Origin of the sequence: Providencia sp. PROV130 (assembly GCF_028482225.1) — a bacterium.
Classification (GTDB): domain Bacteria; phylum Pseudomonadota; class Gammaproteobacteria; order Enterobacterales; family Enterobacteriaceae; genus Providencia; species Providencia rettgeri.
The window spans coordinates 55,575-81,614 of record NZ_JAMPQC010000019.1 but is presented as its reverse complement, the minus strand read 5'-3'; the positions used below and the strand labels follow the sequence as shown (position 1 = coordinate 81,614).

Annotated in this window: 21 protein-coding genes; 19 read left to right on the top strand and 2 right to left on the bottom strand. The window is 43.4% G+C overall.

From position 1 onward, the window contains the following. Positions 1 to 909 precede the first annotated feature (909 nt). The 13 genes from PSF28_RS13480 (at position 910) to nuoN (ending at position 15,884) form a co-directional block, all read left to right on the top strand. Entirely contained in the window at positions 910 to 1,353 is a 444-nt protein-coding gene (locus PSF28_RS13480) for an NADH-quinone oxidoreductase subunit A (protein ID WP_004259806.1), read from the top strand. Positions 1,354 to 1,371: 18 nt separating this feature from the next. After that, on the top strand, positions 1,372 to 2,046 hold the full coding sequence (locus tag PSF28_RS13475; RefSeq protein ID WP_004912254.1) for a NuoB/complex I 20 kDa subunit family protein: 675 nt from the start codon (positions 1,372 to 1,374) through the stop codon (positions 2,044 to 2,046). 74 nt (positions 2,047 to 2,120) lie between these two features. Continuing rightward, positions 2,121 to 3,923 carry an NADH-quinone oxidoreductase subunit C/D gene (gene nuoC, locus PSF28_RS13470; protein WP_442958813.1) on the top strand — a complete coding sequence of 601 codons (1,803 nt, stop codon included), beginning with the start codon at positions 2,121 to 2,123 and terminating at the stop codon, positions 3,921 to 3,923. 2 nt (positions 3,924 to 3,925) lie between these two features. Further along, positions 3,926 to 4,474 (top strand): NADH-quinone oxidoreductase subunit NuoE, encoded by a 549-nt coding sequence (gene nuoE, locus PSF28_RS13465; protein WP_004912250.1) that lies wholly within the window; start codon positions 3,926 to 3,928, stop codon positions 4,472 to 4,474. After that, on the top strand, positions 4,471 to 5,829 hold the full coding sequence (nuoF, locus tag PSF28_RS13460; RefSeq protein WP_004259820.1) for an NADH-quinone oxidoreductase subunit NuoF: 1,359 nt from the start codon (positions 4,471 to 4,473) through the stop codon (positions 5,827 to 5,829). The genes nuoE and nuoF overlap by 4 nt, the downstream gene beginning before the upstream one ends. A gap of 89 nt (positions 5,830 to 5,918) precedes the next feature. Then, positions 5,919 to 8,651 carry an NADH-quinone oxidoreductase subunit NuoG gene (gene nuoG, locus PSF28_RS13455; RefSeq protein WP_272664634.1) on the top strand — a complete coding sequence of 911 codons (2,733 nt, stop codon included), beginning with the start codon at positions 5,919 to 5,921 and terminating at the stop codon, positions 8,649 to 8,651. Continuing rightward, complete coding sequence (nuoH, locus tag PSF28_RS13450) at positions 8,651 to 9,628, top strand: NADH-quinone oxidoreductase subunit NuoH (protein ID WP_004912244.1); 978 nt, start codon at positions 8,651 to 8,653, stop codon at positions 9,626 to 9,628. The genes nuoG and nuoH overlap by 1 nt, the downstream gene beginning before the upstream one ends. Positions 9,629 to 9,642: 14 nt before the next feature. Beyond that, a complete protein-coding gene (nuoI, locus tag PSF28_RS13445) occupies positions 9,643 to 10,185 on the top strand; it encodes an NADH-quinone oxidoreductase subunit NuoI (RefSeq protein WP_004259834.1) in 543 nt (180 codons plus the stop codon). 12 nt (positions 10,186 to 10,197) lie between these two features. Beyond that, on the top strand, positions 10,198 to 10,740 hold the full coding sequence (nuoJ, locus tag PSF28_RS13440) for an NADH-quinone oxidoreductase subunit J (protein ID WP_004912236.1): 543 nt from the start codon (positions 10,198 to 10,200) through the stop codon (positions 10,738 to 10,740). Then, positions 10,737 to 11,039, top strand: a complete 303-nt coding sequence (nuoK, locus tag PSF28_RS13435) for an NADH-quinone oxidoreductase subunit NuoK (protein ID WP_004912233.1) — start codon at positions 10,737 to 10,739, stop codon at positions 11,037 to 11,039. Before nuoJ ends, nuoK begins: the two co-directional genes overlap by 4 nt. After that, a complete protein-coding gene (gene nuoL / locus PSF28_RS13430; RefSeq protein WP_210839115.1) occupies positions 11,036 to 12,877 on the top strand; it encodes an NADH-quinone oxidoreductase subunit L in 1,842 nt (613 codons plus the stop codon). The genes nuoK and nuoL overlap by 4 nt, the downstream gene beginning before the upstream one ends. 19 nt (positions 12,878 to 12,896) lie before the next feature. Next, positions 12,897 to 14,417, top strand: coding sequence for an NADH-quinone oxidoreductase subunit M (gene nuoM / locus PSF28_RS13425; RefSeq protein ID WP_115167032.1), 1,521 nt, complete (start codon positions 12,897 to 12,899; stop codon positions 14,415 to 14,417). Between the two features lie 6 nt (positions 14,418 to 14,423). Next, positions 14,424 to 15,884, top strand: a complete 1,461-nt coding sequence (gene nuoN, locus PSF28_RS13420; RefSeq protein WP_210839117.1) for an NADH-quinone oxidoreductase subunit NuoN — start codon at positions 14,424 to 14,426, stop codon at positions 15,882 to 15,884. Between the two features lie 55 nt (positions 15,885 to 15,939). On the opposite strand, the gene PSF28_RS13415 is transcribed toward nuoN, so the two are convergent. After that, positions 15,940 to 16,923 (bottom strand): alpha-xenorhabdolysin family binary toxin subunit B, encoded by a 984-nt coding sequence (locus tag PSF28_RS13415; protein ID WP_272664636.1) that lies wholly within the window; start codon positions 16,921 to 16,923, stop codon positions 15,940 to 15,942. An 11-nt stretch (positions 16,924 to 16,934) separates the two neighbouring features. Continuing rightward, positions 16,935 to 18,143, bottom strand: a complete 1,209-nt coding sequence (locus PSF28_RS13410) for an alpha-xenorhabdolysin family binary toxin subunit A (RefSeq protein ID WP_210837241.1) — start codon at positions 18,141 to 18,143, stop codon at positions 16,935 to 16,937. Positions 18,144 to 18,892: 749 nt separating this feature from the next. Between PSF28_RS13410 and PSF28_RS13405 the strand changes: the two genes are divergently transcribed. From PSF28_RS13405 to menE, 6 genes are all read left to right on the top strand, one after another. Then, positions 18,893 to 20,227 (top strand): isochorismate synthase, encoded by a 1,335-nt coding sequence (locus PSF28_RS13405; protein WP_210837243.1) that lies wholly within the window; start codon positions 18,893 to 18,895, stop codon positions 20,225 to 20,227. 117 nt (positions 20,228 to 20,344) lie between these two features. Continuing rightward, positions 20,345 to 22,018 (top strand): 2-succinyl-5-enolpyruvyl-6-hydroxy-3-cyclohexene-1-carboxylic-acid synthase, encoded by a 1,674-nt coding sequence (menD, locus tag PSF28_RS13400; RefSeq protein ID WP_210837245.1) that lies wholly within the window; start codon positions 20,345 to 20,347, stop codon positions 22,016 to 22,018. Continuing rightward, entirely contained in the window at positions 22,018 to 22,782 is a 765-nt protein-coding gene (gene menH, locus PSF28_RS13395) for a 2-succinyl-6-hydroxy-2,4-cyclohexadiene-1-carboxylate synthase (protein WP_210837246.1), read from the top strand. The genes menD and menH overlap by 1 nt, the downstream gene beginning before the upstream one ends. A gap of 12 nt (positions 22,783 to 22,794) precedes the next feature. Continuing rightward, positions 22,795 to 23,652, top strand: coding sequence for a 1,4-dihydroxy-2-naphthoyl-CoA synthase (menB, locus tag PSF28_RS13390; protein ID WP_210837248.1), 858 nt, complete (start codon positions 22,795 to 22,797; stop codon positions 23,650 to 23,652). Then, positions 23,652 to 24,623, top strand: coding sequence for an o-succinylbenzoate synthase (gene menC / locus PSF28_RS13385; protein ID WP_272685189.1), 972 nt, complete (start codon positions 23,652 to 23,654; stop codon positions 24,621 to 24,623). Before menB ends, menC begins: the two co-directional genes overlap by 1 nt. Next, on the top strand, positions 24,611 to 26,020 hold the full coding sequence (gene menE, locus PSF28_RS13380) for an o-succinylbenzoate--CoA ligase (RefSeq protein ID WP_210837252.1): 1,410 nt from the start codon (positions 24,611 to 24,613) through the stop codon (positions 26,018 to 26,020). Before menC ends, menE begins: the two co-directional genes overlap by 13 nt. Positions 26,021 to 26,040 lie beyond the last annotated feature (20 nt).

Sequence of the window (26,040 nt, the reverse complement as noted above, 5' to 3'; positions counted from 1 at the left end):
AGGTGGTTATCTCTGATTAAATGGCTAACGTACAGACTAATTGAGCTGTTAGATAACAGATAATGTGAATTGATGCGGATGACTGAAACGATTATTTCAAATTGTGGAACTCAATTTTCAATATTGGGAAATGGTATTGAGAAATTTGCTTCTATGCATGCTTAAATAATGTTCAGTGATATTTTTAATCGGTTATCAAATTCAAATTTATCGATTTTTTATCAATATCCGCTCATAAAAAAAGCAATTAACCACTTAATAAGTATGGTTAAATATGAAAGACCATGAAATAATTGTGATGTAGCTGGCATAACCTGAATTTCATTGTTTAGTTAACAATTTGTTATGTTATTAACAATGTTTTTTTATTGAATAGATAAAATAGCACTGGAATCTCAGTCAGTTACTTGAAGTAATGCGTTAAAAAGAGTTACAAAGACTTAAAGTTAAATTGAATGCTATGTAAACAAATTGAGTACTTTTTCAATAAAAGTGTGCGTTAGATCAAATAAAAAGCGCAATTTTTCATCTGTTAAGACAGGTTTTTCCTGAGATAATGGTGTAGTAAAAACGAATAATCAGTTAAACTAGTTTGCGTGTTTACTTGAGTATCATTACACTGACACGTTTTAGCAGATTATGGTTACTTTTTGTTGTTCTATTGTTTTCAGAGTGTGAAGTTTTTGTAACGAATACGGGTTATTTTACTTAATTTAATTTAAGTAAAGTAAATTGTAATGAGAGAGGACAAACCAAACGCAGTCAACAGACTGATTTAAGTTTGGTGATATTTTAGTTTGTGATCAATTTTGGTCTTTCTTCTCGATTAACTGGGCAATTGTGGTGCAACTCTGCCGTGATGTAAAAAAGAGCAGTTAACACACCATAAGTAATGAGTAAGCAACGAGTATGTCTACATCAATCCTAGCGTTAGCCCATAACTGGGCGTTTGCGATATTCCTTATCGGCACTATCGGTCTTTGTGCTTTCATGTTGGTCGCTGGTCACTTTTTAGGTAGCCGCGCCAAAGCCAGAACAAAACATGTTCCTTATGAGTCCGGTATCGACTCGGTCGGTAGTGCACGTCTCCGCATGTCTGCTAAGTTTTATTTAGTCGCCATGTTTTTCGTTATCTTCGATGTTGAAGCCATGTTCTTATTTGCATGGTCAGTTGCCATCCGCGAAGCCGGTTGGGTAGGTTTCATCGAAGCCGCGATCTTTATTTTGGTATTGTTGGCGGGACTGTTTTATCTCGTTCGCGTAGGAGCATTGGATTGGACTCCAGTCCGTTCCCGCGGAAAAGTTAAGCATCCTAGTGAAGTTATTAAAATCAGCAATCGTCATCCGCAGTAAAAAGCGAGGCATTATACAATGGATTATACGCTCACCCGCATAGATCCGAACGGTGAGAACGACCGTTACCCACTGCAAACCCAGGAAATCGTCACTGATCCACTGGAGCAGCAAGTTGAAAACAGTGTTTACATGGGGAAACTTTCTCATGCACTTCACGATGTGGTTAACTGGGGGCGCAAAAACTCTCTCTGGCCATATAACTTTGGTCTTTCATGTTGCTATGTAGAAATGGTGACTTCGTTCACGGCTGTTCATGACGTCGCCCGCTTTGGTGCAGAAGTACTGCGTGCTTCACCTCGTCAAGCCGATTTCATGGTAGTAGCAGGTACCTGTTTCACTAAAATGGCGCCTGTTATTCAACGTCTGTATGACCAAATGCTTGAACCAAAATGGGTAATCTCCATGGGTTCATGTGCCAACTCTGGTGGCATGTATGACATTTATTCTGTTGTACAAGGCGTCGATAAATTTATTCCTGTGGATGTGTATATTCCAGGTTGCCCACCGCGTCCAGAAGCCTATATGCAGGCTCTGCTTCTGTTGCAAGAATCTATCGGTAAAGAGCGTCGACCGCTGTCTTGGGTTGTTGGAGACCAAGGGGTTTACCGTGCCAATATGCAATCAGAAAGAGAAAGAAAGCACGGTGAACGTATCGCAGTGACTAACCTGCGTACACCAGACGAAATTTAAGGCTTAAAGCCATACAGCGTAACAGAGCAATGTTGTTGCGAAATAATAAACCTGATCAAGCGTTATGGTGAAGAATGATGACAGATCAGATAGCGCAAGCGAGTAGTAACCAGCCAGGATGGCAGACACAGGATCATTTAAACGACCCTGTGCTTCTGGAACTGCGCAATCAATTTGGGCCGGATGCCTTTTCTGTTCAAGCAACTCGCACTGGCATGCCAGTGGTTTGGGTGCGTCGTGAACAGTTACTGGAAGTGGTCGATTTCCTAAAGAAATTACCAAAACCGTATGTCATGTTATTTGACTTACATGGGGTAGATGAACGTCAACGAATTCACCGTCAAGGTCTGCCAGAAGCAGACTTTAGTGTTTTCTACCACCTCATCTCTATCGATCGTAACCGCGATATCATGTTAAAAGTCGCTCTTAATGAGAAAGACTTAAACGTGCCTTCGATCGTTTCACTGTTCCCGAATGCGAATTGGCATGAACGTGAAGTGTGGGATATGTTCGGTATCACCTTCCAAGGTCACCCAAATTTACGCCGCCTTTTAATGTCTCCAAGCTGGGAAGGTCATCCGCTGCGTAAGGATTATCCTGCGCGTGCGACTGAGTTTGACCCTTTTGTGCTGACTAAGCAGAAACAAGATCTGGAAATGGAAGCTTTGACTTTCAAACCAGAAGAGTGGGGCATGGCACGTGGAAATGAAAACGAAGATTTCATGTTCCTGAACTTGGGGCCAAACCACCCATCCTCACACGGTGCGTTCCGTATCGTGCTGCAATTGGATGGTGAGGAAATTATTGACTGCGTACCTGACATTGGCTACCACCACCGTGGTGCTGAAAAAATGGGTGAACGCCAGTCGTGGCATAGCTATATTCCATATACTGACCGTATCGAATACCTCGGCGGTTGTGTGAATGAGATGCCATATGTGTTGGCCGTTGAAAAACTGGCTGGCATTGAAGTGCCGGATCGCGTGAAAACCATTCGTGTCATGTTGTCTGAACTATTCCGTATCAACAGTCACTTACTGTACATCAGTACCTATATCCAAGACGTTGGTGCGATGACCCCGGTCTTCTTTGCGTTTACTGACCGTCAAAAAGTCTACAACGTCATTGAAGCAATTACCGGTTTCCGTATGCACCCCGCATGGTTCCGTATCGGTGGTGTTGCGCACGACTTACCGCGTGGTTGGGAAAAACTGCTACGTGAATTATTAGACTGGTTGCCAAAACGTTTAGAGTCTTATGTGACTTCTGCGCTGAAAAACTCCATCTTAAAAGGTCGTTCTATTGGGACAGCAATGTACTCAAAAGAAGAGGCACTGGCATGGGGTGTAACGGGTGCTGGTTTACGTGCAACAGGTGTTGATTTTGACGTACGTAAATGGCGTCCATATTCAGGCTATGAAAACTTCGAGTTTGATATTCCTATCGCTCATAACGGTGACTGTTATGACCGCGTGATGATCAAAGTGGAAGAGATGCGTCAGAGTATCCGTATTCTTGAGCAATGCTATAAGAATATGCCAGAAGGCCCATTCAAAGCTGACCATCCACTGACAACTCCGCCACCAAAAGAACGCACGTTGCAGCACATCGAAACCTTGATCAACCACTTCTTGCAAGTGTCTTGGGGGCCGGTGATGCCAGCAAATGAGTCATTCCAGATGGTTGAAGCTACGAAGGGTATCAACAGCTACTACTTAACCAGTGATGGTAGCACCATGAGCTACCGTACGCGTATTCGTACCCCGAGCTATGAGCACTTACAGCAAATTCCTGCGGTGATCAGAGGTAGTTTAGTTTCAGACTTAATCGTCTATCTGGGTAGTATCGATTTTGTAATGTCGGATGTGGATCGCTAACCATGCATAATGAACATAACGAAAATGAGAAGCACAATGAGCTCAATGTCGTGAATGTGTTTGAACCGCAAGTCAATCATGGCTTTGTCTTAACAGAGAAAGAGCGTGAAGAGATTGAAGGTGAGAAACACCATTACGAAGATGCACGTGCTGCCTCAATTGAAGCACTGAAAATTGTGCAAAAAAACCGCGGTTGGGTTGAAGATGGTGCGATCCATGCTATCGCTGACGTCTTAGGCATCCCTGCCAGTGATGTTGAAGGTGTGGCGACATTCTATAGCCAAATCTTCCGCCAGCCAGTGGGTCGCCACATTATTCGCTATTGCGACAGTGTTGTTTGCCATATTACAGGTTATCAGGGCTTAGAAGCTGAAATCATTAAACAGCTGAATATTCGCCCGGGCCAAACAACAGCCGATGGTCGCTTTACGTTGCTGCCAACCTGTTGCTTGGGTAACTGTGACAAAGGTCCTACGATGATGATCGATGAGGACACTCACAGCTACGTGCAGCCTGAAAATATTCAAAAATTACTGGAGCAGTATCCATGACAAATTCTGTTAATCCAGTGATCCGTACTGCTGAAACTCATCCTCTAACATGGCGTTTGCGTGATGACAATCAGCCTGTTTGGTTAGATGAGTATCGCAGTAAGAACGGATACAAAGGTCTTGAGCGTGCGCTCAAAGGCATGGCTCCCGATGAAGTTGTGAATCTTGTAAAAGACGCTGGCCTGAAAGGGCGCGGCGGTGCGGGTTTCTCAACGGGTCTGAAATGGAGCCTGATGCCAAAAGACGAAAACATGAAACTGCGTTACTTCTTATGTAATGCGGATGAAATGGAACCGGGCACCTATAAAGACCGTTTATTGATGGAGCAACTCCCTCACTTGTTAGTCGAAGGGATGATCACAGGCGCTTATGCACTTAAAGCCTATCGTGGTTATATCTTCTTACGGGGCGAGTATGTTGAAGCTGCGCAAAATCTGCGCCGTGCCATCGAAGAAGCCAAAGCGGCGGGCCTGTTAGGCAAAAATATCCTCGGTTCAGGTTTTGATTTCGAACTATTTGTTCACACCGGCGCTGGGCGTTATATCTGCGGTGAAGAAACTGCACTGATTAACTCCTTAGAAGGCCGTCGCGCTAACCCACGTTCTAAGCCACCATTCCCTGCAACATCAGGTGCTTGGGGTAAACCAACTTGTGTCAATAACGTCGAAACTATTTGTAACGTGCCAGCAATTTTAGAGCACGGCGACCAATGGTATATCGATTTAAGCGCAGGTAAGAGTAAAGACGCGGGCACGAAATTGATGGGCTTCTCTGGCCGCGTGAAAAATCCGGGTTTATGGGAATTGCCATTTGGTACCACGGCACGTGAAGTGTTGGAAGATTACGCAGGTGGTATGCGTGATGGACTGAAATTAAAAGCATGGCAGCCAGGTGGGGCAGGGACAGATTTCCTGACCAACGACCACCTCGACTTACCGATGGATTTCGAAAATATTGCTAAAGCAGGAAGCCGTCTTGGTACTGCATTGGCGATGGCGGTTGATCATGAAATCAACATGGTTTCTTTAGTGCGTAACTTAGAAACCTTCTTTGCCCGTGAATCCTGTGGTTGGTGTACGCCGTGCCGCGATGGTCTGCCATGGAGTGTGAAAATTTTACAAGCGCTGGAAAAAGGCGAAGGGCAACCGGGGGATATTGAAACCCTAGAGCAGCTGTGCCGTTTCTTAGGGCCGGGTAAAACTTTCTGCGCTCACGCACCGGGTGCGGTCGAACCGCTACAAAGTGCCATCAAATATTTCCGTGATGAATTCGAAGCGGGTATCTCGCAAAAAGATCTGCGTAACATTGTGCAGATTGCGGGTATCCAACCCAACCTGCTGAAGCAGCGCTGGTAATTGTTTAGCGATTGAGCAACCGCTAAATAGATTTTTCACGAAGAACGTATTTTTGATTAACGCCTGCTTTATGCGGGCCTTTGGGAAGCATGCTGACTATGGCTACAATATATGTAGACGGCAAAGAATATGACGTAAACGGGTCTGAAAACCTGTTACAAGCCTGTCTTTCTCTTGGGCTAGATATTCCTTATTTTTGCTGGCATCCGGCGCTGGGAAGCGTTGGCGCTTGCCGCCAGTGTGCGGTTAAGCAGTATCAGAACGCAGATGACACACGCGGTCGCCTAGTAATGTCTTGTATGACACCCGCAACGGAAGGGACTTACATCTCTATTGATGATGAAGAAGCCAAACAATTCCGTGAAAGTGTTGTGGAATGGCTGATGACCAACCATCCTCATGACTGTCCAGTCTGTGAGGAAGGGGGAAACTGTCACCTACAAGATATGACGGTGATGACCGGTCATAACATGCGTAAATATCGTTTTACGAAACGTACTCACATTAACCAAGACCTCGGTCCATTTATTAGTCATGAAATGAACCGTTGTATCGCGTGTTATCGTTGTGTTCGTTACTACAAAGATTACGCAGATGGCACAGACTTGGGTGTGTATGGTGCACATAACTATGTGTATTTCGGTCGTACTGAAGACGGTACACTGGAAAGTGAGTTCTCCGGTAACTTAGTTGAAGTTTGTCCTACTGGGGTATTCACTGATAAAACACATTCAGAGCGCTATAACCGTAAATGGGATATGCAGTTTGCCCCCGGTATCTGCCAACAGTGCAGTATCGGTTGTAACACCAGCCCAGGTGAGCGTTATGGTGAAATTCGCCGTATCGAGAACCGCTATAACGGTTCGGTAAACCACTATTTCCTGTGCGACCGTGGTCGTTTTGGTTACGGATATGTCAACCGTAAAGATCGTCCTCGTCAGGCTGTCTTGAGTAAAGATGGTGTGAAACAAACCATCTCTGCAATTGAAGCAATGCAAAGTGGTGCGCAAATTATCAATCAAGCGAAAAAAGTGATTGGTATCGGCTCTCCACGCGCGAGCGTTGAAAGCAACTATGCATTGCGCGCATTAGTCGGAGCAGAAAACTTCTATTCAGGTATTTCTGCGGGCGAGCAAAGCCGCTTAGCGCTGATGCAAAACATCCTGCAAAACGGCGGTATCTATACGCCAACATTGCGTGAAGTGGAAGGCTATGATGCGGTACTGGTACTGGGTGAAGATTTAACTCAGACAGGTGCACGTATGGCGTTATCTGTACGCCAAGCGGTGAAAGGTAAAGCACGTGAAATGGCCGCAGCGCAAAAAGTGGCTGACTGGCAAATCGCCGCAATCATGAATATTGGTCAACATGCGAAATATCCGCTGTTTATTACCAATGTTGATGACACGCGTTTAGATGATGTGGCTGCCTTTAATTACCGTGCTCCAGTGGCTGACCAGGCACGTTTCGGTTTTGCTATCGCCAATATGATTAATGGCGAAGCCCCTGCGGTGAATGATTTACCCGCAGACTTAAAAGCCAAAGTTGAAACCATTGCTCAGGCATTAGCTGGCGCGAAAAAACCATTAATCATCAGTGGTAGCCATAGTGCCAGCGAGGCAATGATCCAAGCGGCCGCTAACGTGGCATTTGCACTGAAAGCTAAAGGTGCGAATGTAGGGTTATCTTACTTAGCGTCTCATGCGAATAGTTTCGGTCTGGCAATGATGAACGCACAGCCATTAGACAGTGCTTTAGCTCGCATTGAAGCGAACGAAGCAGATGTGGCTATCGTTATCGAAAACGACTTGTACCGCCACAGCAGCGTGGATGCCGTCAATAGCGCATTAGCAAAACTGAGCCACTTGATTGTTGCGGATCATCAGCAAACAGACATCATGGATAAAGCAACATTGGTTCTGCCAGCCGCAAGCTTTGCTGAAGCAGACGGTACGTTGATTAACCAAGAAGGTCGTGCACAGCGTTTCTTCCAAGTCTTTGACCCAACCTATTACGACAAAGCTATCGTGATGAACGAAAGCTGGCGCTGGATGCATTCACTGCAAACTGAAGCGCAAGAGCGTGATGCGGATTGGTCGCAACTTGATCACGTTATCGCAGATTGTGTTGCCGCAATGCCACAATTCTCAGGTATGGTTGATGCCGCACCAAAAGCGTCTTTCCGTATTCGTGGTCAAAAACTGGCACGTGAACCACATCGTTACAGTGGTCGTACAGCGATGCTAGCAAATCAATCTGTTCATGAACCTCGTCAACCGCAAGATATTGACTCTCCATTTGCTTTCTCAATGGAAGGGAACAACAGCCCAACCGCGCCACGTCAGCAAATTCCATTTGCATGGGCGCCGGGTTGGAACTCACCGCAAGCCTGGAACAAATTCCAAGCGGAAGTGGGTGGCCACCTGTTATTTGGTGACCCGGGTATCCGTTTGTTCAATTCAACACAGAGCAAATTGGCTTACTTCACTGAAATTCCAGCGGCTTATCAAGCCAATGAAGCTCAGTGGGTTGTCGCACCTTATTACCACCTGTTCGGCAGTGATGAAATGTCACAGCGGTCAGAAGTAATTCAAGAGCGTATGCCTGAGCCTTATATCATGCTGAACACACAAGATGCTGCGTCACTCGGTCTGTCAGCAGGAACTAAAGCGGAGTTTAACCATGCAGGTCAAGCGTTTAACTTGACTGTCCGCCTCAGTAATCACCTGTCTACAGGTCAAATTGGCTTACCGTTAGGAATGCCAGGTATCGCACCTTCAATGGCTGGCGTGTCAGTCAATAATCTGCGGAGGGGAGCATGATGGATTGGATTTCTCCTGAAGTGATGGAAGTGTTAATTTCCATCCTCAAATCTGTCGTCATTTTATTGGTTGTTGTGACTTGTGGGGCATACATGAGTCTGGGAGAGCGCCGTATTCTCGGTCTGTTCCAGAACCGTTATGGCCCTAACCGCGTGGGTCCGTTTGGGATGGGCCAGTTAATCGCGGATATGTTCAAAATGCTGTTTAAAGAAGACTGGATCCCGCAGTTCGCTGACAAGAAAATTTTTACGCTTGCGCCAGTGATTGCGTTTTGTTCACTGTTCTTAGCATTTGCCATCGTCCCTGTTAGCCCAACATGGCACGTTGCAGACCTCAATATCGGGATTTTATTCTTCCTGATGATGGCGGGTCTTGCTGTCTATGCGGTGTTATTCGCAGGTTGGTCAAGTAACAACAAATACTCATTATTAGGTGCTATGCGTGCATCAGCACAAACCGTGAGTTATGAAGTGTTCTTAGGCCTTTCTTTAATGGGTGTGGTTGCACAAGCAGGTTCATTCAACCTGATTGATATTGTTAACTCCCAAGAAGGCATGTGGAACATTATTCCGCAGTTCTTTGGTTTTGTGACTTTTGCGATAGCGGGCGTTGCGGTCTGTCACCGTCACCCGTTTGACCAACCTGAAGCAGAACAAGAGATTGCGGATGGTTACCACGTTGAATACTCAGGCATGAAGTTCGGTTTGTTCTTCGTCGGTGAGTATATCGGTATCGTAACGGTTTCAGCACTGATTGTGACGCTGTTCTTTGGTGGCTGGCATGGTCCATTCCTGCCGTCATTCTTGTGGTTTGCTATCAAAACTGGCTTCTTCATGATGATGTTTATCTTGATCCGTGCCTCTTTACCGCGTCCACGTTATGACCAAGTGATGTCTTTCGGTTGGAAAATTTGTCTGCCGTTGACACTGCTTAATCTGCTGGGTACTGCAGCAGTGATTTTATACAACGCTCAGTAAGGGGTGATTGAACCATGACATTGAAAGAGTTATTGGTCGGTTTCGCCACCCAAGTACGTAGTATTTGGATGGTCGGCCTACATGCGTTCGATAAACGCGAAACGCAAATGTATCCAGAAGAGCCGGTTTATCTGCCACCCCGTTACCGTGGGCGTATCGTGTTAACACGCGATCCTGACGGTGAAGAGCGTTGTGTTGCGTGTAACTTATGTGCGGTTGCTTGCCCTGTGGGATGTATCTCACTGCAAAAAGCTGAACATGAAGACGGCCGCTGGTACCCTGAATTTTTCCGCGTTAACTTTTCGCGCTGTATTTTCTGTGGTCTGTGTGAAGAGGCTTGCCCAACCACGGCAATCCAATTAACACCTGATTTTGAAATGGCCGATTGGAGACGTCAGGATCTGGTTTACGAGAAAAATGACCTGTTGATTTCAGGTCCGGGTAAATATCCTGATTATAACTTTTACCGTAAATCGGGTATGGCGATTGCAGGTAAAGACAAAGGTGAAGCGGATAACGAAGCGAAACCGATTAACGTCAAAGACCTGTTGCCATAAGGAGCGATATTCATGGAATTTACATTTTATATCGCCGGTCTAGTTGCCATTTTAGCAACTTTAAGGGTGATAACGAATACAAATCCGGTGCATGCACTGTTGTATCTGGTTGTTTCTCTGCTGGCTCTGTCAATGGTGTTTTTCTCCCTCGGCGCGTATTTTGCTGGGGCGTTGGAAATCATCGTATATGCAGGTGCCATTATGGTCCTGTTCGTGTTCGTGGTGATGATGCTCAACTTAGGGCGTTCTGTTCAAGAACAAGAGCGCGCTTGGTTGACGCCGAAAAACTGGATTGGCCCTGCGGTGTTATCCGCGGTTTTACTGGCTATCTTAGTTTACGGCATTACCTCGTTGTCTTATCAAGAAGGCATTGAGGGAACCATCATTGGAGCGAAAGAAGTGGGAATTAGCCTATTTGGGCCGTATGTTCTGGCTGTCGAATTGGCATCTTTGTTATTACTTGCAGGTTTAGTGGTAGCATTCCACGTTGGACGTGACCGTAAAGAAAACGGCGCTGACCTTGTCAGCATCGAGAAGGCGGAGGAACAAAAATGATACCTCTAGAACACGGTCTGATTTTAGCGGCGATTTTATTTGTGATGGGGCTCAGTTGCCTTGTTATTCGTCGTAATCTGCTTTTCATGCTGATCGGACTGGAAATCATGATTAACTCAACTGCACTGGCATTTGTGGTTGCAGGGAGTTTTTGGGGGCAGCCTGACGGCCAAATTATGTATATTTTGGCAATCGCATTGGCTGCAGCGGAGGCGAGTATTGGATTGGCGTTGTTACTGCAACTCCATCGTCATCGTCAGAACCTGAATATTGATAAAGTCAGTGAGATGCGCGGATGAACCTACTCTATTTAACTATTCTGTTGCCTTTACTGGGGTCGGTGCTGTTAGCCTTCTCTCGTGGACGCTGGTCAGAAAACGTTTCGGCCATTATTGGTGCGGGGTCGGTTGGCTTAGCGGCCGTCGTCGCATTCTATGCTGGCAATGAATTTTTAGCTCAAGACGCAGGTAGCGTATTCATCCAGCCACTTTGGACTTGGATGTCTGTCGGTACCTTTAATATCCCATTCACTCTAATGTTAGATGGCCTGTCACTGACCATGTTAGGTGTGGTAACGGGTGTGGGCTTCCTTATCCACGTATATGCATCTTGGTATATGCGTGGCGAGGAAGGTTACTCACGTTTCTTCGCTTACACTAACTTGTTTATCGCAAGCATGGTGGTTTTAGTCCTCGCTGACAACATGATGCTGATGTATCTCGGTTGGGAAGGGGTAGGGCTGTGCAGTTATCTGTTGATTGGTTTCTATTATACCAATCCAGAAAACGGTAAAGCCGCAATGAAAGCGTTCTTTGTAACGCGTATCGGTGATGTGTTCCTCGCAATTGGTATGTTTATTCTGTGGAATGAACTTGGCACATTGAATTTCAGCGAAATGGCGGTGTTAGCACCTCAAAAATTTGCGGAAGGTTCAAGTGCGATCAACTGGGCAACCTTGATGTTATTAGGTGGTGCAGTCGGTAAATCAGCACAGTTACCATTGCAAACGTGGTTGGCAGATGCGATGGCGGGTCCAACGCCAGTTTCTGCACTGATCCACGCTGCAACCATGGTAACTGCGGGTGTGTATTTAATTGCTCGTACCCATGTTCTGTTCCTGTTAGCGCCTGAAGTATTACACTTAGTCGGTGTTGTGGGTGCAGTGACATTAGTACTGGCTGGGTTTGCAGCATTGGTGCAAACCGATATCAAGCGTGTACTTGCTTACTCCACAATGAGCCAAATTGGTTATATGTTCTTGGCACTAGGTGTACAAGCATGGGATGCAGCGATTTTCCACCTGATGACGCATGCTTTCTTTAAAGCGTTGTTGTTCCTGTCAGCGGGTTCAGTCATTTTGGCATGCCATCACGAACAAAATATCTTCAAGATGGGTGGGCTGCGTAAGCAAATTCCATTCATCTACGCTGTGATGTTAATCGGCGGAAGCGCACTGGCAGCATTGCCACTGTTTACCGCAGGTTTCTACAGTAAAGATGCGATTTTGTGGGGTGCGCAGCTTGATGGACAAACTGTGTTGTTGTGGGCAGGTATCCTCGGTGCATTAATGACCGCAATTTATACCTTCCGTATGATTTTCATCGTGTTCCACGGTGAAGCGAAAATCAAAGCGCACAAGGTTAAAGGCATCACTCACACATTACCACTGGGCATTTTGGCTATTCTTGCAACGTTTGTTGGTGCATTAATCCACCAACCACTCGAAGGGGTTTTCCCAGCCGAAGCCACAGGAAGTGAAGACGGTAAAGTCTTACTCGAAGCGATTTCTGGCGGGTTTGCTATCGCAGGTCTATTAATTGCGGTATTCCTTTACCTGTTCAGACGTTCAATAGTCGATGCTATCGCGAAAACTGCAGTGGGTCGTTTCTTCAGCGCATGGTGGTACCAAGCGTGGGGATTCGATTGGCTGTACGATGTAGTCTTTGTTAAGCCATTTAAAGGCATAGCATGGCTACTGGAGAGCGATCCGATTAACTCTCTGATGAATATCCCTGCACATCTTTCACGTTGGGCAAATAAAGGGCTTGCAGTGAGTGAAAACGGCCAAATCCGTTGGTATGTTGCCTCGTTGGGGCTGGGTGCAGTGCTGATTCTTGCTCTGCTGCTTTTGGTTTAATTAAGGGACACATTGCGCCATGCTATTACCCTGGCTAATACTCATTCCCTTCATCGGAGGCCTGCTAAGCTGGCAGGCTGACCGGTTCAGTCATCGCGCACCGCGTTGGATTGCACTGGCAACGATGGGAATAACATTGATACTTTCCGTGCAATTGTGGTTACAAGGGAGCTACTCCCTTGTCAATCCACAAGGTATTCCACAATGGCAATCTGTTTTCTTTATGCCGTGGATCCCGTCACTGGGAATTGACTTTCATTTAGCAATTGACGGTTTATCACTGCTGATGGTCGTGTTGACGGCTATCATGGGGGGCTTCTCGATTCTGAGCTCTTGGAGTGAAAACCAGAAAAACCAAGGTGCGTATCACTTTAACCTGTTGTGGATTATCACAGGTGTGATGGGGATTTTTACCGCGGTTGACTTGTTCTTATTCTTCTTCTTCTGGGAGATGATGTTGATCCCTATGTACTTCCTGATTGCCAATTGGGGACACAAAGGGTCAGAAAATAGACAACATATCAAAGCTGCGACTAAGTTCTTCATCTATACGCAAGCAAGTGGTTTGATCATGCTGGTGTCCATCATTGGGCTCGCATTGGCGAACTACAATACTTCAGGTGTATTAACATTCGACTATAACCAATTGCTGGGTGCAGAACTCTCTAGCAATGTCGCATTTATGTTGATGTTAGGCTTCTTTATCGCCTTTGCCGTTAAAATGCCACTGGTTCCTTTCCATGGTTGGATGGCAGATACTCAAGAACAATCGCCAACAGCGGGTTCCGTGGACATCTCCGGTATCATGCTAAAAACCGCAGCATACGGCCTGTTACGCTTTACCTTACCTTTGTTCCCAGAAGCGTCTATCCAGTTCACGCCAGTGGCGATGACACTGGGGGTGATCAGTATCTTCTACGGGGCATGGTTAGCGTTCAAACAAACCGATATCAAACGTCTGGCAGCGTACAGTAGCTTATCCCACATGGGGTTTGTGACAGTCGCTATTTACGCGGGTTCAACCTTGGCTTACCAAGGTGCGGTGATTCAAATGATCACCAACGGTTTGTCCGGTGCGGCACTGATTATCATCAGTGGTCAACTGTATGAACGTACACAAACGCGTGATATGCGCATGATGGGTGGATTGTGGAAACGCATTAAATGGTTACCAGGAATGTCCCTGTTCTTTGCTGCGGCAACGTTAGGAATGCCAGGTACAGGTAACTTCATTGGTGAATTCATGATCCTGTTCGGTAGCTTCAGCCAATTCACGTTAGTGACCTGCATTATGGTCTTTGGTGTGGTGTTTGCTTCTATCTATTCACTGTGGATGATGCAACAGACCTACTACGGTACACCTAAGTCTGAAAAAGAAATGAAAGGGTTAACGGCACGAGAATTTGGTGTGCTGCTGGCTCTGGCTGCTTTACTGGTTATTATCGGTTTCTACCCACAACCAATTTTAGATACCTCAATTGGTTCGATGGAAACATTGCATAACCTGTATTCTGCTTCACTTACAACATTAGGGCTGTAATTCGCCATGACAATAACTCCTCAAGAACTGATCGCAATACTACCACTGATGATCGTCGGGTTGACGGCGGTGGTTGTGATGCTGTCCATTGCGTGGCGACGCGATCACCTGACTAGTGCCGCGCTGACAGTATCAGGCTTTGTTATTGCGTTGCTTTCACTCATTTGGGTAGCCGACGGCTACCTAATGGATGTGACTTCGCTTATCCGTGTTGATGGCTTTGCACTGTTCTATAGCGCATTAGTCCTGATTGCAGGTATTGGAACGTCTATCTTTGCTTACCACTGGTTAGAAGGTTTTGGTGATAATAGAGATGAGTTCCATTTACTTGTTGCTATCGCAGTAGCGGGTGGTGTGCTGTTATCTATGTCAAACCATATGGCATCAATGTTTATCGGTATTGAGCTGATTTCATTGCCTCTATTTGGTCTAGTAGCCTATACCTTTGAGCGCAGCCGCACATTAGAAGCCGGGATCAAGTACATGCTGTTATCTGCAGCCGCGTCTTCATTCCTGTTATTCGGGATTGCGTTACTGTATGCAGAATCGGGTAGTTTAAGTTTTGCTGCGGTTGGTCAAAGTCTTTCCGATAGTCAAATTCACGCACCATTGGTGATGATTGGTTTCGGTATGCTGATTGTAGGCTTTGGCTTTAAACTGTCACTGTTTCCATTCCAACTGTGGACACCAGACGTTTACCAAGGTGCGCCAGCACCAGTGTCAGCCTTCTTAGCAACCGGCAGTAAAATCGCTATCTTCGCAGTATTAGTGCGTATTTTTCTGGAAGCACCAATCGCCAATAGCAATACACTAGCGATTGTGATTTCTGTGATTGCTATTGCATCTATCCTGTTTGGTAACTTACTGGCTATCACACAAAAAAGTGCAAAACGCTTACTGGGTTACTCATCTATCTCGCATATGGGTTATTTACTGGTCGCTCTTGTTGCGTTACGCATCGACCCTGTTGCTTCACAAGTCACTATCGCAATCTACTTAGTGGGTTACTTGTTTGCGAGTTTAGGGGCATTTGGTGTTGTGAGTATTGTTTCAAGCCCTTACCGTGGTGATGATCAGGATGACTTTAGTGCATTCCGCGGGCTATTTTGGCATAAGCCAATTCTCGCAACGGTAATGACGGTAATGATGCTTTCATTAGCTGGTATTCCAATTACATTAGGATTTATTGGTAAATTCTATGTGATTGCATCTGCAGTGAATGCAGAATTATGGTGGCTAACAGGAGCTGTAGTAGTGGGTAGTGCTATTGGTTTATATTACTACCTAAGCTTTATGGCTAGCCTATATAGCCGTGATGCAGAACATGCAGAACGTTATACAGGCCCTGAAAAAGCAACGTTAGGAACGGTTGTTGCTGTTATTTGCGCCATTGCGGTTATCGTCTTTGGTGTATGGCCACAACCACTTATTGATATGACATCAACAGCGCTTGCTGTGATTAACTAATAGGTCAAAATTTCCTATTGCTAATAAACCGGTTACTTTTGAGTAGCCGGTTTTTTTAATCGGGTAACTGGCGCTGATATTGAAACTCCATATCGTCTAAGAAAGACATGAGCACCTGGCTGGCCATATTAATTTTTTGAATATTCAATATTTTTTCAGACGATTTTTCATTAATAAAATGGCACCATCCCCACCAGTAATCCTTAATTAAGCCTATCTGAGTGATAATTGATTGTTTATGTGAGTCTATCGTGGTTATTTGATCGGCTAATAACATGAGTTGAGAAAGCTTAAATATTGTTTTATCTATATGATTAACTTCTTCTTTTAATTCCAAAATTTGATTTCCTAAATCTAATCTAACCTCGACAAGCTGTGCAAATTCTAAACCATCATCTATGACTGATAATAAATTTTTAATAAAGGCAACGGCTGATTTTAATATTTGTTTTTTATTTGTTGGCATATCAATTGAGTCAATTAATTCGTCATTTAACAAATGTTTTTTTAAGAAATCAGTGATTTTAGATTTTAATATGATATCTTCTGCGGCGGTAATAACGGAGTGTTGCTGATTAATTTCATCTATTTTTAGTATTTTACTATTTTTGGATGTGACGAGAAGTTCTTTTTGCTCAGAATATTGATGTAGTTTATGTTGATTGCTTTCTTCCAAATGAATGAGTGATAAAGAATCGGTGGTATAACTGAATTTAGTGATGATTCTTTCCAGTTCAAGTTTGAAATCCGTTAAATCCTCAATAAAGCTTATAACTAAAATCCCGTCAGGTATATTTGTATTTTCATTATTTAACTCACTTTTTAAAATATAATTTAATTTTATTTTGAGTTTCGGTATCGAGTTTCTGATTATTTCATTAATATTAAAGGATTTACTGGCTATTTTTTGTATTTTCCCATGTATAATAAAATCATAATGTATTATATTTTTATTAAATGCGGAAATTTCATTTGACATATGCCTAAATTGATAAATATCAATAGGGGGCAGTATGGGTAAATCAAGCTTATCTTGCATATTAGTACCTTTTATTGAGGGGGAGTGTTATTTGGTTGAATTTCATCAAATAACTTTATTAAATGTGTCGAGTATTCTTGAATGGTATACCAAGATGTAATAACACGCTTAAAATGGGTGATGAATTGAATAAGTTTGTCAGCGTTATTGATTTTTTTGAAAACCTCGATTGATTGAGTTATTTCGGTTAAGAGGACTAGCCACATATAATCTAAATGGTCAACGGCTAACCGGGCATCTTTAAAGAAACCATCAATTTTGTGAAGATTGATTTGAATATCAAAGATAACTTTTTTGACAAATTTTTCTTTGTTGATTTGGTCACTAATTGATTTTATTTCTGCTAATGTTTCATTCTTTCTTGCCCGAATTTTTTCAGCCTTTGAACCAAAAATCCCTCCAGTGATAAGGAGGCCGATGACACCACCAACTAAACCCGTAAAGCTGAGCTTCACAAAGTGTGAATACTCAAGTTCTAATTGCTGGAGTTCTTGTTTTTTCATTTTAAGTGATTCTTGTAAATAGGAATCGGTTGTTTCATTATTAGTGGGCTCAAGTTGTTTATATAACCCTTTAATATTGAATAGCAATGATTCAACATGTTGATAATTAGATAAATAACCTCCTGTAATATGCACCCGGAAATCAGAAATGATATTTTTAATATTATTTGTCTTAATGGATTGGTCTTTAATATCATCCCTAATTAATTGTAAGATATTAGTTAGTTCAGTAGCTATTTGCTGGTCATCATTTTGATAATATATTTCATCTAGTTCATTTTCATTAATATCATTCAAGCTTTCAGACACTTTTTTCAAAATAGGCATGTGGTTTATATATTCAATAATTTGTCCACCAGTTTGTATAATGTTTCGGCTAACTAGAGATAGATTGACAGATTGTTCTTTAACATGTTGTTCAACGTTATCCCAGCTATTGGCATGTTCTCGAATATTGATAATAGTATCAATTAGTTCGTCAGTGTCGATTGGTAAGGTTGTTGATGAAGTAATACCAAACCATTTTAGAATATCATTTTTTTTCCAAGGCAAAGAAAGAGAAAAGTAAACGTGGCGATGTATGCTAATTAAATCATCTAATGTGAAAATACCGACTTCACGGGTTGAAAGCGCATCTTGATTAGTTAATAAAGCTAAGGTTGTATGGCCTATATGTTCTTTTTCAATAATTCTGTCATAATTATCTTTTGTATTCATTTTAAATTCCACGTTGATTAAGTTAAAGACTGAATGCTTATTTTTTTAGTGCTGTTGTATGGTTGAATTACCTATTTATTGCAAATAAAAATATAAAATTCATATTTGTTAACCTACTAGAAATTGACTAAAATCTTTATACTAAAAAATGAAAAACAGAGCTAAAAAATAGCATTTTGAACAGTTTAATATGTGTTTTAAATATTATTCTCTATTATTTTTATTTGAAAATTATCTATAGTAATACTAAATAAAATAACTAATGAGAATATGATGTTAATTAAAATATACGATAAATTGTTGTTTTGAACTAAATAGGCTTGTAATGGAACATGGGTTTAAAGCTGACATACCGCTATGTTTCAAAATGAAATTTTCATTGGGTGAAAATGAAGCTATTTCGAGAAAGAAGCAAAGAATAAAGGGGATAAAATCACATTTTCCATTAATTAAATGAATAGAATGCTGTGTAATATACATAATAAGCTATACTATCAACAGCCTGAAGGTCGCTATTAGTGAGTGATAACCGGTTTATTTTGACACAGTTGCTCTTGGCTATCGTCATTTGGGCCATAAAAAATAATTATAGTGAAGTACTAAAAGCAATCTCTTAATTGCAGGTAATCTACTTTTAGCGCTGAATGGGCGATATAGCATTTACTGTTAGCTATCAATGTATTAAAAAATTGTATTGCGCTATATAATAACCGTAGTGAATTTGTGTGATGTAGCAGTGGGAATCTAAAGTGAACTATAAAAAAATTGATCTATTGATAACTGAAATTTTGGACCATTTGTCTACATTGACCCTAAAAAATCAAGAGTTTACTCGTTTAGTTTGGCAATTAGATGCACAAACCTCTTTTCCTGGCCTTTCATGGCTGTCGGCACAGCAAAGTTATCCTCAATTTTACTGGTATCAACGCACGGGGGCCGAGGAATGCAGTGCCCTTGGTATGGTGAAATCCTTTGATTCGATAGATACGGCACAAGCTTTTTTATCTCAATATCCTGATATGCCAGAGATGCGCCTATGGGGGCTTAATGGCTGGAATGCGGTTGGAGCGGGCATTCCTGAAGAGGTAAAACGCCAAGCAACTTTTTGTTTTTTGCCTCGCATTGAAATTCATCGATTACGTTCGACAATTAGTGTTAGTGTCAATATTGAGGGGGAAGAAGACCGTTTAAATGCTATTCATCTTTTACAGCAATTGAAGCCGGCTTCTCACGTGACATTGACATTGAATGCCAATATTACGGCACAAGAACATATTCCTACGCATGATGAATGGTGTCGTTTATTAAATTGCGCTATTGACGACATGAAGTCAGGGAAGATGGAAAAAGTGGTGATGGCAAGGGAAACAAAACTTACTCTGTCTAAACCTATTGCGGTTGCTGAATTTTTAGCCCAAAGCCAGCAGGTGAATCATCATTGTTACCATTTTATGATGGCCTTCAACGCACAGTCAGGGTTCATCTCTTCGACTCCGGAACGTTTATATTTACGGCAAAATGAACAACTGAATTCTGAGGCCTTAGCGGGAACTGTCGCTAATGACCCTGATGACACCGTCGCTGCAGAGTATGCTAAGTGGTTGATGGAAGATAAAAAGAACCAACACGAAAATTTAGTGGTTGTAGATGATATTTGCCAACAATTACAAGGTGCAGTGACGGGGGTTGATGTATCGTCAGCAAAAGTCATCCGCTTGAGAAAAATTCAACACCTTTATCGCTCTATTGTTGCGACATTAATCAATCCTTCTGATAGCGATTGCCTACAACGCCTTCAACCTACCGCTGCCGTATGTGGTTTACCTCGCAAAGTTGCACGGCAATTTTTAGCAAGTAATGAACCCTTTTCTCGTGGCTGGTATGCAGGAACTGGCGGATTTATTAGCTTGAATAAAAGTGAATTTGCGGTATCTCTTCGTTGTGCACAGATAGAAGGTGCACATGTCTCATTATATTCAGGTGCTGGCATTGTCAGTGGCTCAGACCCAGAGCAAGAGTGGATAGAAATTGAAAATAAAGCGGCTGGGCTTAAATCTTTGTTTGAAAATAACGAAAAACCATAAAATAAAAATGGTTATTTTCTTTTATTTCAATTAGTTCATCAAAAATTGTTCTGAGATCAAGAAATTTATTTCAATCAGTCTAAACTAATTGATAACTAATAATTTGCTGAGCATATTATGTCGAATTCTGCTTTTAATCTCCGTTGGGCTGAAGTGATTATTGAAGCACTATCTCGCCACGGAATGAAACATATCTGTATTGCGCCAGGCTCGCGCTCAACACCTCTGACCCTTGCGGCCATTAGCCATGGGAAATTGCATTGCCATACACATTTCGATGAGCGTGGTTTAGGGCATCTCGCCCTCGGCTTAGCAAAAGCCAGTCATGAACCTGTAGGGGTCATTGTTACCTCAGGGACGGCAGTGGCAAACCTTTACCCCTCGTTGATTGAAGCGGGTTTAACTGGGGAAAAAGTGATTTTTCTTACCGCAGACCGGCCTCCTGAACTGATTGATTGCGGTGCTAACCAGGCTATTAGGCAAACGCATATTTTTGCATCTCATCCTACTCAATCATTAATGTTGCCAAGGCCGACGCAAGATATTTCAGCTAAGTGGTTGGTAACCGCTATTGATAATGGCATGAACCAATTACGCCATGGTGCATTTCATATCAACTGCCCATTTGCCGAGCCACTATATGGTGATATGGATGGGGAACATGAGTGGCAGAAAACACTTGGGGAATGGTGGAATTCGAATCACCCGTGGCTCACTGAACCGTTAACCCATTCTGTCGCTTTAGTGGCAGATTGGTATTTTTGGCGGCAAAAAAAAGGCGTTGTGATTGCCGGTAGAATGAGTGCGAGTGAAGGGGAGCGTGTGGCTCAATGGGCCCAAGAACTCGGATGGCCAGTTATAGGGGATGTGTTATCTCAAACAGGACAGCCATACCCTTGTGCAGATCTATGGCTTCAGCATCCCGATGCTCAACAGGTTTTAAAACATGCAGAATTAGTTGTTCAGTTTGGCTCAAGCTTAACAGGAAAACGACTATTACAATGGCAAGCCAATTGTGAACCGCAAGAGTATTGGATTATCGATTCGATACCTCAACGGCTAGACCCAGCAAATCATAGGGGGAGAAAGTTAACCTGTTCAATTAAAGGTTGGCTGGACAACCATCCTGCGCAGCCGAGAGGTTTGTGGTGTGAATCGCTGCTGACGTTAGCACAAAAAACCCAACATCATGTACACCAACAGTTACATGAAAAATTTTCAGAAGCAGCGGTGGCATACCAATTACCAGAGTTACTTTCTCCACGAGGCCAACTATTTGTTGGCAATAGCTTAATTGTCCGTTTGGTGGATGCGCTAGCACAACTCCCATTGGGTTATCCGGTGTATAGCAACCGCGGCGCAAGTGGTATTGATGGTCTGATTTCTACCATGGCGGGAGTGCAACGAGCAACAGCACGTCCAACATTGGCTATCGTTGGGGATATTTCTGCCTTATACGATTTGAATAGTTTGGCGCTGTTGCGAGAACCCTCAGCACCGACAGTCCTCATCATTGTGAATAACAATGGTGGGCAAATTTTCTCTATGTTACCCACACCAGACGAAGCAAGGCAAAATTATTACTGTATGCCGCAAAATGTCAGTTTCGAGCCTGCTGCGAAAATGTTTGGCTTACAATATTGTGCGCCGACAGATTGGGGAACACTAAAAAATACAGTTCAACAATTTTGGCATAGTCAGCAAGGAACATTGCTGGTGGAATTACAGGTGGCAAGCGATGAAGGCGCGCGTACTTTAAAACAGCTGCTCAATGAAGTTGTGGAATTGTAATGTTATCCGCCCATCGACACCATTCTACCTCATCGACTCCTTGGATCATTTGGTTGCATGGTTTGTTAGGTAGTGCAGATGACTGGTCACCCGTGATTGATCAAACACGGGCTTTTCCATCATTAGCTGTGGATTTGCCAGGTCATGGCGGTTCTCATTCAGAACCATGCCAGAGTTTTTCACATTTTGATCAACAACTCAGCGAGCTTTTACAGTATCATCAAATTAATGAATACTACTTGGTTGGTTATTCACTTGGTGCTCGACTCGCAATGCATTTTGCCTGTCACTATCAGCCTAATGGGCTATTAGGTTTAGTGATTGAAGGCGGGAATGTGGGGTTAGCCAATGAACAAGAACGTGTTGCTCGAGCTGCTAATGATGGGGCATGGGCGCAACGTTTTCGTTCAGAACCCATTGAAGACGTGTTAGATGACTGGTATCAACAAACTGTATTTGCTGATTTGTCGGCCACTCAGCGCCAACAGTTAATTCAGTTACGTCATCAAAATAACCCGCACAGTATTGCTGCTATGCTAGAAAACACATCATTAGCAAAGCAACCTTTTTTAGCGGACAAATTGCGTCAATTAATCTGCCCTTATCGTTATTTTTGTGGCGAAAAGGATCAAAAATTTCGAAGCGTTTCGCAACAATATGCTTTGCCGTTAACGCTGATTGAAAATGCAGGGCATAATGCACATCGGGAAAACCCCATGGGCTTTGCAACTGCACTACACCATTTTTTATCACACTGTGGTTAAAGGAATCTGATAATGATTTATCCAAGCGAAGAAAAATTATACGCACCAATTGAATGGCAAGATTGCTCTACAGGGTTTGAAGATATTCGCTATCATAAATCTCCTGAAGGAATTGCTAAAATTACGATTAACCGTCCAGAAGTGCGTAATGCTTTTCGTCCACAAACCGTGAAAGAAATGATCCAAGCACTGTCCGATGCACGTTATGATGACCAAGTCGGAACTATCATTTTAACGGGCGAAGGTGAAAAAGCATTCTGTGCCGGTGGTGACCAAAAAATCCGTGGCGATTACGGCGGGTATCGTGATGCAAGTGGCACGCACCACTTGAACGTATTAGATTTCCAACGCCAGATTCGTACTTGTCCAAAGCCTGTTGTAGCGATGGTTGCGGGTTATTCTATTGGTGGTGGCCATGTGTTACATATGATGTGTGACCTGACTATTGCTGCGGATAACGCAATATTTGGCCAAACTGGACCAAAAGTCGGTTCATTTGATGGCGGCTGGGGTGCATCCTATATGGCGCGTATCGTTGGGCAGAAAAAGGCGCGTGAAATCTGGTTTTTATGCCGCCAATACAATGCACAAGAAGCATTAGACATGGGCTTGGTTAACACCGTTGTCCCATACGCAGATCTTGAAAAAGAAACTGTGCGTTGGTGCCGTGAAATGCTAGAAAATAGTCCAATGGCATTACGTTGCTTAAAAGCGGCATTAAATGCAGATTGTGATGGTCAGGCTGGCCTGCAAGAATTAGCCGGTAATGCCACAATGCTGTTTTATATGACAGACGAAGGGCAAGAAGGCCGTAATGCTTTTAATGAAAAACGTGCTCCAGACTTCTCTAAATATAAGCGTAATCCATAATGCGTAAAGCCCGTATTTATTCGTTCAGCCTGCCAATGGAGGCAGGCGTTATCCTTCGTTATCAGCGACTAAAAACTCGTGATGGGCTTTTAGTGTGTTTACAAGATGGGGATAATGAAGGTTGGGGAGAAATTTCGCCTCTACCTGAATTCAGTCGTGAAACATTAGAAGAAGCAACCGCCGAAACTATTAAGCGAATGAATGAATGGGCGAAAGAAGGCAAAATTTCTAATAGTCTACTACCCTCTGTGGCTTTTGGCTGTAGCTGTGCTCTTGCGGAGTTAACAGGGGAGCTACCGAAAGAGGCTGACTATCGCAAAGCACCACTGTGCAGTGGTGACCCTGATGACCTCATTTTGAGCCTTGATGCAATGGAAGGTGAAAAGGTTGCAAAGGTAAAAGTTGGGCTCTATGAAGCTGTGCGTGATGGCATGGTGGTTAACTTATTGTTAGAGGCAGTTCCAGAATTGAAACTGCGCTTGGATGCGAATCGCAGTTGGACTCGAACAAAAGCCGACGGTTTTGCCAAGTATGTTAACCCAGACTATCGTGACCGTATCGCATTCTTAGAAGAGCCGTGCAAAACCCGAGAAGAGTCACTGCAATTTGCAGCGGATACTGGCATTAGTATCGCTTGGGATGAAAGTGTACGAGAAGAAGGCTTTATGGTTGAGGCACAGAAAGGCGTTTCTGCGATTGTGATTAAACCAACACTGACAGGCAGCTTGTCTTATTGTCGCTACTTAGTAGAAGAAGCGCATCGCTTAGGATTACAAGCCGTGATCAGTTCATCCATTGAAAGTAGCTTTGGTTTAACGCAACTTGCTCGTGTAGCACATTGGCTAACGCCAAATACCATTCCAGGCTTAGATACGGTATCACTTATTCAATCTCAACTGATACGGCCTTGGCCACAATGTGATATTCCGCTCCAGCAGTTAGAAGATTTAACGCTTGTATGGCAGAACTAGATAACTTTAAAGATTGGCCTTGGCAACACTGGGCCAATCTTCGTCCCAACTCCATCGCCCTAATAACTGAGTCCCAAAGTATGACTTGGGAAAGCGTAAGCCAACAAGTTACAGACCTCAGAACTTACTTTTCAATGCAAGGCGTAACGCAAGGGCAGTGTATCGTTTTGCGTGGGAAAAATTCAGTTGAATTATTACTGAGTCAACTGGCTCTTATTGCGTGTGGTGCTCGTGTTTTACCGTTAAATCCCCGTCTCCCAGAACGGTTGTTAGCAGAATTACTGCATCATCTTAATGTTAGCGCAGCCATTGATTTTACTGATGAATCAAATTTATTAGCCAATTATCGTCATTTAGATTATCAACTCTATGATCATTTTATTGGTGATGAAGAGGTTGCTCCGGTTGTTTTTCAAGAGGCTATTCAGCAGCCTGCCACGTTGATTTTAACATCGGGGTCGACAGGTCTACCTAAAGCCGCCGTTCATTGTGTTGCTGCTCACCTCAATAGCGCTGCCGGTGTTGTTAATATGATGAATTACCAGCAAGATGATTGTTGGTTACTCTCGTTGCCGTTATTCCATGTGTCTGGTCAGGGCATTGTTTGGCGTTGGCTTTTGCAAGGCGGCGCACTTGCGGTAAAAAATCTCCCTTTAGCTCAGGCATTACATGAGGTGACTCATGCCTCTTTGGTGCCGACCCAGCTATGGCGTTTATTGAATGATAACTCAATGGCGAATATCGCGTTGAAAGCCGTTTTATTGGGCGGAGCCAGTATTCCTTCAACACTCACGGATTTGGCACAACAACATGGAATTGCGTGTTGGAGCGGCTATGGGATGACAGAAATGGCTTCTACAGTTTGTGCTAAACGTGCAGATAGCAAGAAAGGCGTCGGTTTACCCTTAAAAGGTAAGCAAATTCGTCTTGTGGATGATGAAATTCAAATCCAATCAGACAGTCAAGCGCTTGGTTATTGGTTTGATGGGCAAATTCACCCTTTAAACTGCCTAGATAACTGGTTTAAAACCAACGATAAAGGGGCATTTGTCGATGGTGAATATCAGATCCTTGGTCGTTTAGATAATTTATTTATCAGTGGTGGGGAATGTGTTCAACCGGAAGATATCGAGTCAGTCATCAATTCACACACTGATGTCAGCCAAAGTTTTATTATTCCCATTGATGATGAGCAATTTGGGCAACGCCCTGTTGCGGTTATTGAAGCAAATGAGTCAGTGGATTTGCATCAGCTGGCGGGTTGGCTAAAAGATAAACTCGCGCCATACCAATATCCTATGGCATTTTATTATTTAGACCCTGAATTAAAAGCAGGGGGAATAAAAGTGTCAAGGCAACAAGTGAAAAAGTGGCTGTTAGCTAGAATGCAGGAATAGGGTGAAATAGTGGTGGGTTA